A 16,982-nucleotide genomic window follows, 5' to 3' on the forward strand; every position below is an offset into this window, starting at 1 on the left:
AGATTAGAAAAATGAAAAAGAGCGAACCCATGTTATGAGTTCGCTTTAAATGGCTAAAGTCTATAGTTTAAACAAACTAATTATTTAGCCGGGGCAACAAGACGGTTCTATGTTTACTGGTCTTTATTTCTTCGAACCTGCCTTCTTGAGAAGATTCGAAGTCCGAACAGAACATTTAAAGTAAACAATAAGAAATAGTTTAAGCTTGCACCTGAACGGCTTGTGGTCGTCTCGTCTTCTTCATCATTTCGTTCCTCAATATCGTCAGAGGTAGCACCAACGATAGGCACTAGCTTAACGGCGACAACCTGTTCGTCCTCTTCTTCATTACCACATGTCGCAAAGTGACTGGTGTCGTCATAGCCGGATTCACATTTCAACGCAGTAGCGGAAATCACACCTGCATCATTGATCCCTGATGCATCAATAATTCGATACTGGTTATTAGCTTCCGAATAATCGCCACCATTGGTCAAATCATCCAACCACCAAGCCTGATCACTGAATCTTGAACGACGTGTCTCGCTCGTACCAGTTCCATCGTATGGATAGATAAACCCGCGTTTTCTCCTTGGCTTACCACTACTTTCGTTGGTATTTTCAGCATCTACTTGACCAACAATTTCATTAAAGTTGTTTATAGAACGAACTTTGCCGCCAACACCGTCGAAGAAGATACCATCACTTAAGTAGTCCGCCGATAGGGAATTCTCTGATATATCATCGATAACATACATTCTATTTGATGCGGCATTTTCGTATGGGTAACTGCCGGAACGTTTTGCTTCACCGATTGCTACCAGATTGCTGTTTACGCCAGTTAAAAGTGTATTGCTGTAAATGTAGTCGTCATCACTTTCTACCTCTGCACCAGACACTTTCTTAGTTTCCCAGTTATCAGCGTCAAAAACATCACTCTCTAAATCAACAGAAAAGACCGTCGCTTCCATAAAGTAGTAAGAGTCATGGAGATAGGTGTTATAGCCAACGCTGTAAAGCTTATTGTCGACGATAACAAAATCTCTCAGGCTTCCTTGCGCCGTTCTGTCGTTATAGACAGCGGTATCAGAAACCGAACTTCCCCAGCCTAGTTCGACTAATGAACCCTGAGACGAGCTCCATATTGCCGCTTTAGAAGAATAGAAATCACCATAGTCATTCGATGCACTTGTCGATACGCTGCCTATGGTGTACTCACCATCGGTTTTCCAGGCTCTCGACTGTAGGTAAGAATCTGTAATTGGATTGGCATCATCAAGGGCTTGGGTATAGTTTCTTAGATAACTTGTCACATCCCCTAACCCATGCAAAATCCCTACGGGTTGAGCGTCGGACGTCAGTGAGTTGATCACAATGTTATAGCTTTCGTCATACGCAGTGCCGGTATCAGATTCACCAAGAAACGCTATTGAGTTTGGATCAGTGCTGCCATTTATCTCATCACTCCATTGCTCCCAGTGCAGTGCTGCCCAAGATTCACAGGTTCCGTACAATAACTGGGCGTCACAGTAATTTTCAAAATCATCTTGATCTTGAACATACATAAAGCGGTTATCGATGCCAAATGGCGTTTCTTCACGATAACTCAAACCATCGACGGCCTTGCCTTCGCTTGATTCACTTAATCGGGTTTCTCCCGCCAGTGTAAAGGCGGAACAAGAGATCCCGTCCCCTTCAACATAAGATGACTCAAAACAGTTATCACTTTCACCTGTGACTGTAGCTGGTTGTATCGCAACGCCATAAGCACTGCCGTAGCTATAACTTGTATCAGGCGTCACTTCTATCACCTGATATAAGGCAGCCTGAGATTGGGCAGCCGTTAACAAAAAATAACTAATACAAGAGATTTTTACCGCTTTCATATTTAATTTAACTTACCAATTTGGGGTAAATTTAATCAGCATGTTCGTTTGAAACACCCTTAATTAAACTTAAACATCATCACATTGACCTCCGTGATGACGTCTTGTTTGTTACGTATTGCAAACCAACATAACCAGTCAATGTGAGGGAATTAAGGAGTAAAAAAGGATAAGTAAGCAGATTGATAGCGACACTTACTCACAGCGCATTAATGTACTCGATGTAGCCACGCTTGTATTTGTCACTTCGGATCCATTGGTCATGGCATTTGTACAACGCTACCTGATATTCCGAAAGTGTGACTTGCTCTGAAGCAACCGAACTAAGAACATCTGGGCGTTCAATAAAAAGCACCTCTATTTCAGAATCAGACATGTAGTTCGTACCGTACGCACGAAGGTGAGTTATCGCGATATCGAGAGCAAAATCATGAAAGCTTTTTAAGCGCTTTTTTTTAGCTCGTTTCGTTGCAAAAGAGAACTCTCGCATTGTCTCATTTGTACTTTGCTGAACATTATTGTAACGAGTAGAAGCATCATATTTAGGTAGTCCTTCGCCGTCACCACGCCGACCATTTATGGCCCCAGCAATAACATTACTCTTCATAAATATCGTTGAATCAGCATATGCATTATTAGAAAATTGTATCGCCACAAACATAAGAACGAGTATATTCAGGATAGTCTTCATTAAAAACCTTCTCATTAGACAGTAATAAATAATCATATCCGTATGTGGTGTTACTTATATCCTTCTACTCGTAGCAACCCATTTTATATATAAAGTGACTTTATATATAAGGAATAACTTGGGAGACTACTATCTCCCAGTTATTTATTTCTAGATAATTAGCATTCATTAAAGGTACAGGTGAACTCATCTTCAGACACCTCGACAGTACCACTAAGAAAACCCTTCCCATTTATTATATATTCTAACTTTGTTGCGCTTGTTCCAAAGTTACCATCGTTATTTATTATATGAGCATCAAAATCCACTGTAATATCCGGATAATTACTTATATCAATTTTAAGAGCATGCTCTAAGCTTCCTCCACTAGAGTAAGAGATACGTAAATTTTCTGGCTTAAATTGAAAATATTTACCTGAATCATCTGAATAGATCGTTATCACACTATTTTTAGTCGTAATCTTTAAATCCGCATCATTATCTTCAAAATCGCCAAGAGACTCCGGAGAATAATTCATAGCACAGTCACTCAAATTAGAAGAAACATTACATTTATTTAAAATGTCATCCACTAATATACTCGTCGCCTCTAAAATATCATCGGCTGCATCTCTAGCTTCTGAACTATTCAATCCGGTCGAAAGTGCATCTTCCGCATCTTTGGCATTACAGCCTGCTAATACAGCAGTAACTATCGCTGCTATAACAAATTTTTTCATTACTATATTTCCATTGTAAGAATGATTTTATCAAAATTATAAATTGGTCATTAACCATAAATAAAAAAAGAGAAATCAAACAATTTCACTTACATTTAATTTATCTATAACGACAATATCTACAGTTCGTTTGGTGTTGAACGATGCTTCAATCAACAGTTGCTACTTTATCTATAGGTAAAAATTAGTGGATTAATTAAAATTAATAATACTAATGTTCATATATTTCAATAACTTAAGTAAATGTAAATAATTAATAATCTAGAAAATTTGACGAAGTAGGTTTAGCATTAGGCATGGAACAAGACCAATAATCACATTCAGGCTATGTTCGTTTTGACAGGTATCAGCTTGGTTGAATCTTGTTGGGCAGCGTACACTGAGGAAATACACTCAGGCTAAATAACCACCTATAAAATATATGAAACGAAGCCTATCACTACCAGTTTCACTCAGGATAATTTACGGTTTTTATAGTATTATTTTTGTTAACTGAAGTAGAAAAACTTAGAAGCAAGTGAGATATTAAATATTTAAAGAATGTAAACATCGTCGTTTTCATCACTCTCTTCTCTTTGTTTTTTACCAGTAATACCAAAGATAAACAACCTGTCGATGATGATTACAAGAGAACAGGGATCATTATGACTAAAGGTGAATAAAAATAGAGTTGACCACTAATATTGATGTTTTCTCTGATGAAAATAAGCACACATCAATTATTAATATCATTGACGTAGATACCGAAAATAAATACAATTCATTCTCTATCGATGGTGATATGTATAGTAAGAATTGCTTTCTGATCTCTAAAACTAACAAAGTTGAGGAAATAGATTCCGTCAATAAGCCTGTTATTTTTTTGCTTCTTCATCTTCTATTGTTAGCCAGGTTCAAAAATCTTTGCTTGGTGTTAACGTCTTCAATGAAAGGTTCTACCAACCAATAAAGGTCGATAATTTCTTTTGTTATTACCATTTACACAAATAAATAGTACGTTGTATGAAATAACTTTGATGATTCTATTTATCATCCGAACTGCTAGTTAACATCACAAAACGCCTTTGACTATGCATACAAAGGCGATTTTGCTTCTGTATGCCAATGCTTAACTTAAGCGAAGGACGGTATCACAGCACTTTTCAATCAGGTTTGAATCATGACTGACGAGTAACAATGCGCATCCCTGCGGCTTTGCTAGGCCAACCAACAGGTCTGTCACTTCTTGAGCAATAATTGGGTCGGGCCTTGATGTTGGCTCATCTGCGAACAACGCTACGACCAGCAATGGCTGAGTTAAACCCAAGGCGCATCAACTTAGAATGGGAAGAGCGCTGAGTGACAATAAAGCGCTAAATCGTCTCTAAGATAGACGGGAGTGATAATCCAAATACGTTCAAGGAAATTAAGATTAACTTTTAGAACCTTGCGTTCCATCATGAATCTCTTTAAGGAGAATTGACAGCTCTTGATGACTCTATAATGTTATAGAGTTGTTATACTAATTTATGAATGGAGCATAAATGAGTCACAAATGTAGAGTTTCAAAACTGAATAAGGCCACACTGGGGATCGTGAGCCTGTTGATATTATCAGCCTGTAACGACGACAGTTCTTCAAAGAACTCGTATGAGGCAACCATTACTTACACGGATCATAACGTTCCTCACATTAAGGCAGATAGCTATGCTGGCTTAGGATATGGAATTGGCTACGCACAAGCTGAAGAGAATCTCTGCACGCTTTCCGAGCAATTGATGAAGTTAAAATCTCAGAAATCCCGCTATTTGGGTGTTGGTGAAAACTATTCAAACTTTTTATCCGATGCGGGTTACTTAGCACTAGGTTATCCAGAACAAGCAAATACTCTTTACACCGATATTCCTGCCGATGAAAAGGCGTTGCTAGAAGGATACGCAAAAGGGTTTAACCAATTACTCAGTGAGCGCTCAGATCCAAGTAACTACCCTTCTCCCTGCCGTGACGCTGAATGGGTGACACCAATTACCCCTCAGGATTTGCTCGCCTATCAACTTGATATAGCCGCTTTAGCCAGTTCCCGAAACTTCATATCAGCCATAGCAGCGGCGACACCGCCAGTAACCGCACAGGCCAGCACGCAGATTAACACGAACTTTAATCTACAGCTGGACGCGAAGACAGTATTCACTTCAGAGGGTATCGGAAGTAACGGCTGGGCTTTGGGAGAAGATAAAGTGGAGAACGCTAAATCTGCCCTACTTGGAAATCCTCATTTCCCCTGGGATGGCGAGTTACGCTTTTATGAACAGCATCTGACGATCCCTGGCGAAATGGACGTGACTGGCGTTGGGATGATTGGTTTGCCTGCCGTTGTTATCGGATTTAATCAGAACTTGGGGTGGACGCATACGGTTTCACAATCCAAGCGATTTACTCTATACCAACTTGATCTTCACCCACAAGATCCGCTCCGTTACAGCTATGATGGCGAATACAGAGACATCACGTCCAAAACATTCAATGTTACAGTGAAGCAAGCTGATGGTTCCTTAGTCGAGGTCCCTCATACCGTTTATTACAGTCACTTTGGGCCGATTGTTAATTTGGCGTCGATCTCACCTGCATTAGGGTGGACGAGTTCTAGTGCGATTACTTACCGCGATGCAAACTCAGCCAATACACGTATGTTGTCTCAATGGTTGGCCATGGGAAAAGCGAAATCAAAACAAGAGTTCTTTGATGCTTTTGCTAACAATCAGGGAATTCCATGGGTTAATACATTGATGATAACCGACGATGGTACCGCGTCTTACATCGATGGAACCCAAGTTCCTCAGTTAAGTCCGACAGCTGAGGGCTATTGGGCGCTCGCATCACAGAGCCCTCAATTGGCACCTATTTGGCAAGATGGCTCCGGCAACGTTCTTTTACCCGGAAACAGCTCGGTTTATGAGTGGGTAGATAGTGGTAATGCCGGTGCTCCGGGATTAGTTCCATTCGCCAATGCTCCTCAACAAACCAGAACGGATTACGAATACAACGCTAACAGCAGCTATTGGCTAAGTAATCTGGATGCGCCGTTAGAAGGATTCAGTTTGATGTATGGCCCAGACCAAACTATCCGCAGCCCTCGTACTCGCTACAATGCTCAGCTCATTAGTGATGATTCAGGAACTGGCTTATCTGGTGCAGACGGTCGATTCTCTTTAGAAGAGCTTAAATCCGTAGCGACTCATAATGGCTCACTATTTTCCAGCGAATTCCGTAACGAGTTAGTTTCGAGATGTACACTCTACCCAAGTATTCAGGTAGATGGTCAACCATTTAATCTCACCCCAGCATGTAACTCACTTAGCGTTTGGGATGGCACGTATAATTTGCAAAGTACTGGCGCGCAAGTCATGAGAGAGTTTTTAGCAAGTTTCATTGTGTCAGGACATCGATCGCTAAACGACGAATTGTTTGAAGTACCTTTTAACCCACTAACGCCTTCAACAACCCCTTCAGGTTTAAAAGCGATAGACACAAATGATGTGGACAATGACCCGATTCTTCAGGCATTAGCCACAGCCACTAAACGCTTATCAGACGCTGGCATTGCGTTAGATGCGCCACTAGGGTCAATCCAATACGTGATTAAAGCGCAAGGCAAAACTGCGGTTCCTATTACCGGAGGAAACAGTTACGAAGGCGTGTTTAATATGGCTGAAAGTAGTGTGCCTTCCCGTTCGACCTCTGAGTTAGCAACCGTCGTAGTTGGTGCGCCTCGTAGCGACTCCCCACTGACGGATTTAGATGAAGACGGAAGTGGTTCGACTGCACGCTATCGCATCAATTACGGTTCCAGCTTTGTTTTTGCACTGGAGTTCAATGAAACGGGTCCAAATGCGCAAATGTTTTTGAGCTACAGTCAGTCCCATGACCCAGAGTCAGATTTCTTTGACGACCAGACTCAACTTTATAGTGAGTTAGAGTGGCGAAACGTGCTCTATACAAATGAGGACATTGAAGCCAATACAATTCGTAAAATTGAGTTAAATTAATCGAAGAAGTACGACACTTTAACAACGCCTTTGATTTAATCAATCAAAGGCGTTTTTTATATTCCCAAGCTTAACTTAAGCGAATAACGGTATCACAGCACTTTTCAATCAGGTTTGGATCATGACTGACGAGTAACAAGGCGCAGCCCTGCTCTTTTGCCAGATCAACCAACAAGTCGGTCACCTCTTGAGCAATAATTGGGTCGAGCCTTGATGTTGGCTCATCTGCGAACAAAAACACCGGATCCAATAATAAAGCCCTGAGAATGGCAAAGCGCTGCAGTTCTCCGCCAGAGACTTCAGTACTTTTTCTCTCTAACAACTCGGGAACGAGCTTTAGCTTTTTCATTAATGGCGTGATTTTGTCCCTATCTATCTTATGCAGCTTGACCAAATCATCCAATAGCACACCAAGCGTCACACTAGAAGTAAACGCAGCCGGAGGATCTTGAAATAGCTTCAACCATTGATACGGCTTTGTATTCGGAGACAGCTTGGCAACTTTCCCCTCAACGGGTGGTAATAAACCAAGTAATGTATCCCCCAGCGTGCTCTTACCACAGCCACTGTCACCAACAACACCAATCACTTCACCCGTATGTATCGTAAAGTTAATCTCTCGTGATAAAGCTTTACGGTTTCGTCCTATGGCAAGATTCTCAACGTTTAACACGGGCGTCGGCTCACTCAAGTACTTTGCCCTTGCAACCCAGTGTTTTGGATCGGCGGCAATCAAAGCTTGCGTATAGGCGTGCTGAGGGTGATTCAACACTTGGTCCGCCGATCCCTGCTCAACAACAACACCTTCTTTCATCACAATGATGTCACCACCTATTTGGCGCGCAACTTCAATATCGTGAGTGATAGTCAGCAAGCCGCCACCCTGAGCACTTTCCAACAGCAAACGAATGATGTCGTCCCGGCGGCTTACGTCGAGACCTTTTGTCGGCTCATCTGCCAAAATAAGCATAGCTCCTGCCGATGTCGCCGCTGATACGGCTAAGCGCTGAGCCATACCGCCTGAAAGCTGTCCCGGACGTTTATAAGCACTGCTTTTAAGTCCAATCTTATCTAGATCATCGATTGCTCGGTTAAAAGCAGACTCTTCGTCTAATCCGTGAACGCACTCATAAACCTCAGCCACCTGTTTGTATGCGGGCATGAGTGGATCAAGCGCGCGCCAGGGCTCCTGAGGAAGCATGGTAATTTTTCTTCCCCAAAGTTTTATCAGAGAGCGTTTATTATGGCTTTTACCGAAGACTTCCACTGTTCCGTTTTGTGTGAGTGCACTTGGCAGAAGACCTATTACTGCCTGAGCTAATAAGCTTTTACCCGATCCTGTCTGGCCAAGAATGGTGACAGGTTTGTCTTGGTAAAGCTTAAGAGACAAAGGCTGCAGAAGTTCGACTTCTTTTGCGTTGATCGACAAATCAGTCAGTTGAATTAAGAGATTCACGGCTCGCTCCTGCTAATAAATGAAAGCCCAATACCAACAACGCTACGACCAGTAGTGGTTGAGCTAAGACCCAAGGCGCATCAACATAGAACGGGAACAGTTCGACACTCATCAGGCCAAGCTCTGCTAGTGGTGGCTGTATACCCACCGAAACAAATCCGAGAGAAGCCATCATCAAAATGGCATTTGCTCCGCCAAAGGCCGACATAGTAAAGACAGAAGAAGAAATTGCCGGCCAGATATGTCGTTTGAACTGATACCATTTGCCGAATCCCATCATCACGGATACTTGTCGCTCAGGGCTATTGATGACGGTACGTGTGATAGCACGGCTAACCCGGTAGTATTCAACCCACTGAACCAATGAAATCGCCAGATACATAACCAAAAACGATCCCGGTGCAATAGCGGACAACAGCAGAACTAAAACAAGTCCAGGCAGCGCTAATAGGATATTAACGACAACATCGAGCCCCTGCTCAACACGCCCTCCTGCCCATGCAGAACAAACGCCAAGGGTAACGCCTAACGTCGAAGAGCTGATGACACACAACACACTCAAGGTAAATGACAGGCCAATGGCGCTAGCAAGACGCGTCATCATATCTCGACCAAAATGATCGGTACCAAACCAGTGCTCACCGTTTGGCGGCAATAATCGAATAGCAAGATTTTGCTCATCAATAGAGTAAGGAGACAGCCACCCGACAAAAAGTGAAAAACTAAACAAGCCCAGTAAGATTAGTAATCCGAGCTTTTGATTTAATCTAAATTGTTTCATCATTTCTCTTGCTGACCTCTTGGATCAATCCAATAGCACAGCACATCAATAATGCTATTGAGGAGCACAAATAGAATACCCATCGTGAGCGCGCACCCTTGAATAACGGGAATGTCACGGGCAAAAATCGCGTGTGCGAGACCATGGCCAACACCCGGCCATGAGAAAAGAGATTCAATCATCACAATGCCTTCAATCACACTGACTAACTGAATGCCGACAAATGCCACAATGGGCACTGCCATGTTTCTTATGCCATGGCGAAAGAAAGTTTGTCTTTCACTCAAGCCTTTGACTCGCGAAAACGTGTAGAACGGAGATCTCAAAACGTTTCTGACGCTGCTATGAACAACACGGTTCGACACTGCGGCTAAGCTGATGGCTAATGTAAGACCTGGCAACACCAAATGTTGCCAGGTACCGAACCCCGCAACGGGTAGCCATTTCCAGCTTATTGCAAAAATGAGGATCATTAATAACCCAAGTACAAACACTGGCATTGCTCGCGTAAAAGTCGAAAACCACACAGCGAGAGAGTTGACCAACCCACCCTTCTTTGCAGACCAGACTCCAAGTGGGAGCGCAAGCAAAACCGATAGAGCGATACCAAATCCAGCCAGAAGCAAAGAGTGGCCTAGCTGATGCACAACGGCTTCACTGACAGGCAAACCACTCACAAGCGAATGACCTAAATTGAGTTGCAGCAGATCAACCAGCCAGCTTACATAACTACTGAACCATCCTTGATCCAAATTGAGTTCCTGGCGAACCAGCTCAGCCGCTGCGGAATCTACGTTATCCTGACCATAACGACTCGCTGCAATTCGATATGCTATATCTCCCGGTAAGCTGCGCATAAGTACAAATGTGAGTGTACCTACTCCCCAGGCCACCAAAACGAGTTGGTAAAAGCGCTTTTTTAGAAGACCCCACAGCATCAGTTGATTTCCATCTGATAGATGAAATAGTTACGCTCAAACGGATCAAACTTGAAGTTTTTAACGCGTTCATTCACTGACGTATGTTGGCTGTAACTCGATATCGCAATGACCGGAGTGTCCTGATAAATCTCTTTCGCGACTTGTTGGCTAAGTTCAAAAGCACGTTCTTTATCCTGACTATGAAGAAGCTCCGCTATCGCATCATCAACGATAACGTTATTCCAGTTCATCGTCCCCCAGTCACCACCACCATTGGCAAAATCAGAACTGATGATAGGCAGAGGATCGGCGTTAATACCAAAGTTGCGAGCAATCAACGCCAATTGTAGAGAGCCGTCTTGGTGACTTGCAGGAATCATGCTTGAGTTTGTTACATCAACTTTGAGTTCAACGCCAAGCTTTGCCCATTGTGCCTGAATCGCCGTCGCAACCGTAGTGAGTTCCGGACGATCCGCGTACGTCATCATCGTAAGTTTGAATGGCACCCCATCACGCTCCAGAACGCCAGTTTCACCACGCTTCCAGCCGAGATCAGTTAATATTGCATTCGCCTGTTCTAGATTAAAATCAATGTCTTTAACACCTGCAATAAACCATTGAGACATTGAGTTTGGCATAAGCTGGGAAGTTTCTGAGCCCGCCACACCTAGTACATTTTTTGCTATCGACGCACGATCAATTGCCATGCTCAATGCCTGTCTGGCTCTCGCGTCATTCAGATACGGGTGACCAGCATTCACTTTTACAAACATGGTTCTTGGGATCAGATCACTGTGAACTTTAACCTCACTACCACTTTTTAGCTGATCTAACATTGATGGTTCAAGGTTAAAGACAATATCGGCTTCACCAGACTTCGCCTGTAGCAATCGACTTTCTGAACGGTGGCCCGTTAAGTAAGTGGCAAAGTTGATTTTTGCTTCATCACCCCAGTAACCTTCAAACTTCTTAACCGTAAACTTGTGAGGAGGTGCGAAGCTCTCCATTTGGTATGGTCCCGTGCCATAAAGTGTTTTTACTGTACCGCTAGGTTCATAAGATTCCGGCGACAAAATAGCGTTGGCATAGTTGGTCAATAAAGAGGCAAATGCAGCGTAAGGTTTACTCAATTCGATTAGAATCTCATTGTCACTAATCGCGGAAATACTGCGTATATCTGCCTTGTTGAGTGCGCCGTGTTTGCGTTGAGCAAAAGCAAGGCTGCGAACGACCGCTGCTGCATCCAATTTAGAACCATCATGAAAAGTTACGTTGTCGCGAAGTGAAAACTTCCACAATAAACCATCTTCGCTGCTTTGCCATTTGGTCGCGAGCCCAGAGGTGATTACTCCGTTCTCACTAACATTAAGCAGCGTTTCTATTACCTGCATTCGGATCAACATATATCCCTGTTTCGAAGGATCTAAACTGGAGATCTCCCAAGGGCCACTAATAGATAATGTATTGTTCTTGTTTGGCGTAACTTGCTCCGGTGAAGTCTCTTGATTACTGATGAATGCGATAGCAGCACCTGCTGCAAGTAAGGTAGCCAAGCCCAGGCCACGAATAAGCTTCTTCGTTCTTGCGACAGAAGCATAAGAAATTTCGGTCATAACAATCCCTAACGTATTTTTAAAACGCTATTTCCCCAAATAACGGGTTGCATCGAGCCAGTCTCTCTCTTTGTCCGGCTTAAGCTCTTGCCCATATTGCTTGAAATCCGTTTTACAAGCACAAGCCGACGCAACCTCGCTAAACCAAAGATTTAGAGGCTATTTGGGTAAAAATATGAAAAATGATGGGTTCTCCTAACGGAGAGGGAGTTAGACGAGTTGAGGTGGAGAGCGAGTTCGAGGAAGCTCTGAAGAAACCAGTGTCGTAAACAGGATATCGAATCTCTGATAGCATTGCGCTTTATCAGAGTGCGAGGCCATCGTCGATTGCGAGCTTAAAGCGTGACAAATTGCTTCATAAACTTCACAGCTATGATGTTCGTGAACGTTTTGATCCATCTCCATCGCATGCGCAAGCGAAATCGCACTCAATCCCAGAGGGATCAAGAGCATCGCAAGGAGCAGCAATTTCTTTAGCTTAAGATGATGGAAGTAATACACGATACAGACAATGAAACAAACTTGAACGTTATAATATAACAATTTGATTCAAATCAAAGCGCTTTGTTTGTGATCACCGTTCATTCGTTTATTTATTGAGCGGCTAGTTTATTTTTAAGATGTAACGCTAGACATTTTCTGAGTTAGTAACTTTGCTAAATTAGCTTTTGATGTATTAACGTCTGGTACGCTTGGTTGGTCATAGTTTAACTGTCATGCTATCAGGAGCATCTTAACGCTTCTAATCAGGTGGACAATATCACTAGGCCACTGCAATCCCTCTCCCCCAGTATTCAAAGCATTACACAACAAACTCAGGCTGTACAAAGTGATAATTCCTTATTCTGACTCGATTATTAATTTTAATTAGAGGATTTAAAGGTTGGATAAACGGAAAATTCTTTTCTACCAACCTAGAGGAATAGCACCATGAAACTATCAATCACATCAATCGTACTACCAGTCATTATCTTGCTAACTATCTTACTGTCAGGTGCGGCTCATGCCGCGCAAGGTTATCTCAAGACATCTTATGTAGATGGCTTTGATAGAGTCTGTATCTACAACGTACTAGGCTCACGCAGAGAGCTATACATAGGTGCAACGCAACTCTGTCCAATCACACATAACTTTTAAGGAGTTAATAATGCTAACTGCTATCGTAATCATCGCGGTAGGTTTCGTTGTCTTCTTTGTTATCGGTTACCACTTAACATGCTACGTAACCAAGAAGTTAGACGCGCTATCATTGATGCTCATATCAAAGCACTGAAAACAACTATCTAAGCAAGGTAACTAACTATGAAAGGTGGTAACTACAACGGTTCATACACAGTCTTTGCCGCTAATCCACAAGGCACTGTGACTTCTAACCAAGCAGCTAAATGTGCTGAACATCGTACGCGTAACAAACGCAAGTAATTAGATTGGATTCTGGCAGAAATAGAAGCATTGATAACAATCGATCCACAAATAAAACATGAGTAATCATAATGAAGAAACTAATAACACTCACACTAGCAACAGTTTTTGTAACGAGTTCGTTAGCTGGCTGTCAATCGACAAAATCTACTACCCAAACATTACCAGTTGCAAACAACCAAACGGATACCGTGCCACCTGAGGATTCATCTGCTTTTGCTATGGTATATGCCCTAGCTAATTGCAGTATTGTAGCCAATCTTATCAGTAAGCGAGCTGGGATTGCTGGAGAGACTGAAGTTGCAGAAAATTTCAGTGAGACTGCGGTGAGTTCTCTCCAAGCTGCGGTGAACATCAATATGTCGAACTTTGGAATGAGTAAAGCAGAAGCTACGGAAGAAGTTATACAATACATGCTTGATGCGAATAAAACATTCGAGAATACTACCGATGAGCAATTAGGTGGATTCTACATGAAGTACAAGCTGGATGAAGTTGGTTACACATGCTGGCAACTAAGTCAGTTACTTGAAGAAATTGAAGATAAACAAAAACGAAACTAAGCATAAATAAATTGTGAGCGAAGCAGCTGCATTGGTGACTTTCGTTAATCCGCCATAAGCATCGTACCCATCACTTTTCAGGTAGCCAGAGTTGTCACCCAAGACGCCCACAGGACAGGCTCTCGCAGCAAACACGCTGAGATATTTGACTGGATTCGTATTTCTTGAACAGGGTTTGCCATTATTGGTCGGTACGCCGTTTTGCCATTTCAGATCTCCTTGAGGTTGCGAGATTTGATCTTAGAACGTACCGATATTGATTAGAATTTGGGGGTTATGAGGCGCTTACGTCACTCCTGTACAAGCGCAAGAGTATGATTAATACATTCGTCGACAAACAACGGATACCAACCACCATATCACTTATCCCAATTACTGTTATTACAGTGAAGAAAGCTTACTCCATACAACGCGCTATGTGTTTATCGATATCGTAGTAGCAAAAAAAGTCGTTGATGAGTATGTATTGATACCGTCGCTCTTTGTATATATCAATACCTAAAAATGACTTTTGAATTTGACTGACGATAGGTGATGAAGATGCAGTAAAGACAACCTCCTTATTGATCTGATCGGTTTCTTCTACTTTATTTGTCTTAGATATAATAAGACCATTTTTACTATACATATCACCATCTATAGAGAACGTGCTGTATTGTTCCACTTTGTCCACATCAGTCACAGTGACAATCGACGTATACTTTTTTTCTTTCGCAAGAAAATCTGCGTTAGTTTCAAGCGCGATTCGGTCTTCTCCCTTAGTGATAATAACTTCATTTCTTTTAAAGTAACCATCAACAGGGGATACGTTTTCATCATGAGGATAGATCACATAGATAATCAGGATGATAAAACAAAGTGCATTGAACCATTTAAAGTACTTCATATCTCACATCCTTTTTCGTTCAGCTCACTGATTATCGCGTCAATATCGTCTCCGGAATAGGAAACTAACTTATCTTCGACAAGGCAATCGATCACTACTCTATCACCCAATGAATTGATAAAAAGGATATTTTTACTTTCTTGTTTTGCCATCATCAGATCGTTCTCAATGCTGGTAAAATTATCGTGCTCAGCTTCTTGATGAATCTTATCTTTGTTTAATCGTGTCAGAAAATTGCTATCGTTCGTAGAAACAGCAATATAGTTATCACTCTTTATTACATTTACCTGGAAAGGCTCTAAATCACGTTCGTTGTAGAAAAGCACGAATAAAAGAAAAGCAATGTTTACAACAAGAAGTGGATACGCCAAACCTTTTGATATAAAAGGTTTAATGTTACTTAGCTTTGATTTATTAACACTATCTATTAGTGCCGGAGGAGCAATATTAACGTTAGGTACGGAAGGTTGTTCATGTTGTATTTCGGTTATGGTTGTTTCTGTTAGTTTGACTTTATCGACGATTATGACATAGCCCTTATTCTTTTCATTCGTGATAACGTCTAATTTCGTATGATTCTTAAAGATCTTCCTAAGGTTAGCCATAGAAACAGGAACAGAGTTTTTTGACACCAATTTTCCAGGCCAACCAACTGTCGCCAATTCCTCTTTGGAGTAAAAATTACCTTTGTTCTGCAACAGCTTATTCAGAATCGCTGATTCAGCATACGAACATTTATATCTGACGTCATCGACAGTAATGAAGTAGCTTCCTCCTTCTTCGCCACAACTTACCTTGATATCGTTATCCATATCAGTCTCATCTCTCTTATACATTTCATATAGTTATAAACCAGAAAATAAAAACAAACCTGACAAGTATACAACTTACTTCACATATTTCACTCTAACGATACCGGACGCTATCAGAAATCCCGCTACTGCATAATTTAATTCAACACCACTAGAATTAACGCTACTACATAACAAACCCTCTCACCAGATGACTTTGGCACAATGACGAATCTGAAATAACCGGCGTTCAATCCACACTTTGACCAAAATTAACATTCATAATCGATTATTAAATTTAATTAATCATTTAATTTTAAACACTTAGGTACTTTTCATTCAGAGAATACGAATTAACCCAAACGACCAGGCAAGTAAACTTCGTTAGCTATTTCTTGCATGGTGGTTCTACAAAGGTATGACTGAAATGAAAAAAAGAAATTTGTTAGTAGCAGCTGCGATTACAGCAATCCTATCTGGTTGTGGTGGAGGAGATGAAGGTGGTAGTGATAATCAAGTTCTTCCACCTACAGAGGATACAACTGCTGTATCAACTGAAACACCACAGGATACTATACTTCCTAAGTCTGAGAAGAAGGATATACAACGTACTGCTACAGTAACACATGAACGTTCTGGTGTGGTGATGTCTGTTACTAATACATCAGTAGGTACTAAAGTAATTGCTCCTAATGGCAACCAACATGATCCTAACAAGGCTAATCCTTCAGGTTTACATCCTCAATTAATGATACCTGAAACTCCGGTTGAAATAGCTCAAGGCACTCCAACACCTGCTATTACTAAGAAAACTGTAAAAGGTGAAGCCTACGCAGTACCTAAACAGGTTGCCCAAGGTGAACCTACACCAGCAGTTGCTAAGAAGTCTACAAAAGGTAGTGCTTATGTTGTTCCTGACCAAATTGGTCAAGGTCAGCCTAATGCAATCCCAGTGGCTAATCCTGAAGTAACGGCTCAAACACCTAAGCACTTCGATAAGCCTATGGCTACTCCGACTTTGAAACCACAAGGTGAGCCAAATGCCATTCCTACAGCTAATCCACAGGTGGTTGCACAAACTCCTGAACAAGTAGTTACTCCAAGAGCTACTCCGACGATTAAAGCTCAGGGTGAACCTGCCCCAGCAGTTGCTAAGAAGTCTACAAAAGGTGGAGCCTACGTAGCACCTGTACCGATTGCCCAAGGTGAGCCATCAACTAAACGTATTGATATTGTACAAGACGTACAAC

General features: G+C 41.9%; 16 protein-coding genes. 5 read left to right on the top strand and 11 right to left on the bottom strand.

Annotated elements, in window-relative coordinates:
• Nucleotides 1-113 precede the first annotated feature (113 nt).
• From ACWYU8_RS05825 to ACWYU8_RS05840, 4 genes are all read right to left on the bottom strand, one after another.
• Entirely contained in the window at nt 114-1,865 is a 1,752-nt protein-coding gene (locus tag ACWYU8_RS05825) for a DUF3466 family protein (protein ID WP_457517938.1), read from the bottom strand.
• A 199-nt stretch (nt 1,866-2,064) separates the two neighbouring features.
• On the bottom strand, nt 2,065-2,472 hold the full coding sequence (locus tag ACWYU8_RS05830) for a hypothetical protein (protein WP_457517940.1): 408 nt from the start codon (nt 2,470-2,472) through the stop codon (nt 2,065-2,067).
• 242 nt (nt 2,473-2,714) lie between these two features.
• On the bottom strand, nt 2,715-3,275 hold the full coding sequence (locus tag ACWYU8_RS05835) for a hypothetical protein (RefSeq protein WP_457517942.1): 561 nt from the start codon (nt 3,273-3,275) through the stop codon (nt 2,715-2,717).
• A gap of 1,108 nt (nt 3,276-4,383) precedes the next feature.
• A complete protein-coding gene (locus ACWYU8_RS05840; RefSeq protein ID WP_457517943.1) occupies nt 4,384-4,581 on the bottom strand; it encodes a hypothetical protein in 198 nt (65 codons plus the stop codon).
• A gap of 217 nt (nt 4,582-4,798) precedes the next feature.
• Between ACWYU8_RS05840 and ACWYU8_RS05845 the strand changes: the two genes are divergently transcribed.
• Nucleotides 4,799-7,300, top strand: a complete 2,502-nt coding sequence (locus ACWYU8_RS05845) for a penicillin acylase family protein (RefSeq protein ID WP_457517945.1) — start codon at nt 4,799-4,801, stop codon at nt 7,298-7,300.
• A gap of 70 nt (nt 7,301-7,370) precedes the next feature.
• Here ACWYU8_RS05845 and ACWYU8_RS05850 read toward each other — a convergent pair whose 3' ends face one another.
• The 5 genes from ACWYU8_RS05850 to ACWYU8_RS05870 form a co-directional block, all read right to left on the bottom strand.
• A complete protein-coding gene (locus ACWYU8_RS05850; RefSeq protein ID WP_457517947.1) occupies nt 7,371-8,756 on the bottom strand; it encodes an ABC transporter ATP-binding protein in 1,386 nt (461 codons plus the stop codon).
• The gene (locus tag ACWYU8_RS05855; RefSeq protein ID WP_457517949.1) at nt 8,731-9,537 is read right to left on the bottom strand and encodes an ABC transporter permease; all 807 of its coding nucleotides are present in this window, start codon (nt 9,535-9,537) and stop codon (nt 8,731-8,733) included. The genes ACWYU8_RS05850 and ACWYU8_RS05855 overlap by 26 nt, the downstream gene beginning before the upstream one ends.
• A complete protein-coding gene (locus ACWYU8_RS05860) occupies nt 9,537-10,472 on the bottom strand; it encodes an ABC transporter permease (RefSeq protein WP_457517976.1) in 936 nt (311 codons plus the stop codon). The genes ACWYU8_RS05855 and ACWYU8_RS05860 overlap by 1 nt, the downstream gene beginning before the upstream one ends.
• A 2-nt stretch (nt 10,473-10,474) precedes the next feature.
• Nucleotides 10,475-12,070, bottom strand: a complete 1,596-nt coding sequence (locus ACWYU8_RS05865; protein WP_457517951.1) for an ABC transporter substrate-binding protein — start codon at nt 12,068-12,070, stop codon at nt 10,475-10,477.
• Nucleotides 12,071-12,280: 210 nt separating this feature from the next.
• Nucleotides 12,281-12,613 (bottom strand): hypothetical protein, encoded by a 333-nt coding sequence (locus ACWYU8_RS05870; protein ID WP_457517953.1) that lies wholly within the window; start codon nt 12,611-12,613, stop codon nt 12,281-12,283.
• Between the two features lie 387 nt (nt 12,614-13,000).
• Here ACWYU8_RS05870 and ACWYU8_RS05875 point away from each other — a divergent pair, with 387 nt between their 5' ends.
• The 3 genes from ACWYU8_RS05875 (at nt 13,001) to ACWYU8_RS05885 (ending at nt 14,055) form a co-directional block, all read left to right on the top strand.
• Nucleotides 13,001-13,207 (top strand): hypothetical protein, encoded by a 207-nt coding sequence (locus tag ACWYU8_RS05875; protein WP_457517954.1) that lies wholly within the window; start codon nt 13,001-13,003, stop codon nt 13,205-13,207.
• A 10-nt stretch (nt 13,208-13,217) separates the two neighbouring features.
• Nucleotides 13,218-13,343: a hypothetical protein gene (locus ACWYU8_RS05880; protein WP_457517956.1), complete on the top strand. Its 126-nt coding sequence runs from the start codon at nt 13,218-13,220 to the stop codon at nt 13,341-13,343.
• A 220-nt stretch (nt 13,344-13,563) separates the two neighbouring features.
• Nucleotides 13,564-14,055: a hypothetical protein gene (locus ACWYU8_RS05885; protein WP_457517958.1), complete on the top strand. Its 492-nt coding sequence runs from the start codon at nt 13,564-13,566 to the stop codon at nt 14,053-14,055.
• A 397-nt stretch (nt 14,056-14,452) separates the two neighbouring features.
• Here the strand turns inward: ACWYU8_RS05885 and ACWYU8_RS05890 are convergent, their stop codons facing one another.
• The gene (locus ACWYU8_RS05890; protein WP_457517960.1) at nt 14,453-14,941 is read right to left on the bottom strand and encodes a hypothetical protein; all 489 of its coding nucleotides are present in this window, start codon (nt 14,939-14,941) and stop codon (nt 14,453-14,455) included.
• Complete coding sequence (locus tag ACWYU8_RS05895; protein WP_457517962.1) at nt 14,938-15,753, bottom strand: winged helix-turn-helix domain-containing protein; 816 nt, start codon at nt 15,751-15,753, stop codon at nt 14,938-14,940. Before ACWYU8_RS05895 ends, ACWYU8_RS05890 begins: the two co-directional genes overlap by 4 nt.
• Nucleotides 15,754-16,159: 406 nt before the next feature.
• Between ACWYU8_RS05895 and ACWYU8_RS05900 the strand changes: the two genes are divergently transcribed.
• The coding region (locus tag ACWYU8_RS05900; RefSeq protein WP_457517964.1) for a hypothetical protein at nt 16,160-16,982 on the top strand (823 nt) is incomplete at its 3' end.

It is taken from the genome of Vibrio limimangrovi, assembly GCF_054064025.1.

Bases quoted from the DNA above. Each gene is read 5' to 3' on its own strand.
- ACWYU8_RS05855 (WP_457517949.1), bottom strand. From the start codon at position 9,537: ATGAAACAATTTAGATTAAATCAAAAGCTCGGATTACTAATCTTACTG.
- ACWYU8_RS05845 (WP_457517945.1), top strand. From the start codon at position 4,799: ATGAGTCACAAATGTAGAGTTTCAAAACTGAATAAGGCCACACTGGGG.
- ACWYU8_RS05895 (WP_457517962.1), bottom strand. From the start codon at position 15,753: ATGGATAACGATATCAAGGTAAGTTGTGGCGAAGAAGGAGGAAGCTAC.
- ACWYU8_RS05830 (WP_457517940.1), bottom strand. From the start codon at position 2,472: ATGAAGAGTAATGTTATTGCTGGGGCCATAAATGGTCGGCGTGGTGAC.
- ACWYU8_RS05885 (WP_457517958.1), top strand. From the start codon at position 13,564: ATGAAGAAACTAATAACACTCACACTAGCAACAGTTTTTGTAACGAGT.
- ACWYU8_RS05835 (WP_457517942.1), bottom strand. From the start codon at position 3,275: ATGAAAAAATTTGTTATAGCAGCGATAGTTACTGCTGTATTAGCAGGC.
- ACWYU8_RS05865 (WP_457517951.1), bottom strand. From the start codon at position 12,070: ATGACCGAAATTTCTTATGCTTCTGTCGCAAGAACGAAGAAGCTTATT.
- ACWYU8_RS05880 (WP_457517956.1), top strand. From the start codon at position 13,218: ATGCTAACTGCTATCGTAATCATCGCGGTAGGTTTCGTTGTCTTCTTT.
- ACWYU8_RS05875 (WP_457517954.1), top strand. From the start codon at position 13,001: ATGAAACTATCAATCACATCAATCGTACTACCAGTCATTATCTTGCTA.
- ACWYU8_RS05825 (WP_457517938.1), bottom strand. From the start codon at position 1,865: ATGAAAGCGGTAAAAATCTCTTGTATTAGTTATTTTTTGTTAACGGCT.
- ACWYU8_RS05890 (WP_457517960.1), bottom strand. From the start codon at position 14,941: ATGAAGTACTTTAAATGGTTCAATGCACTTTGTTTTATCATCCTGATT.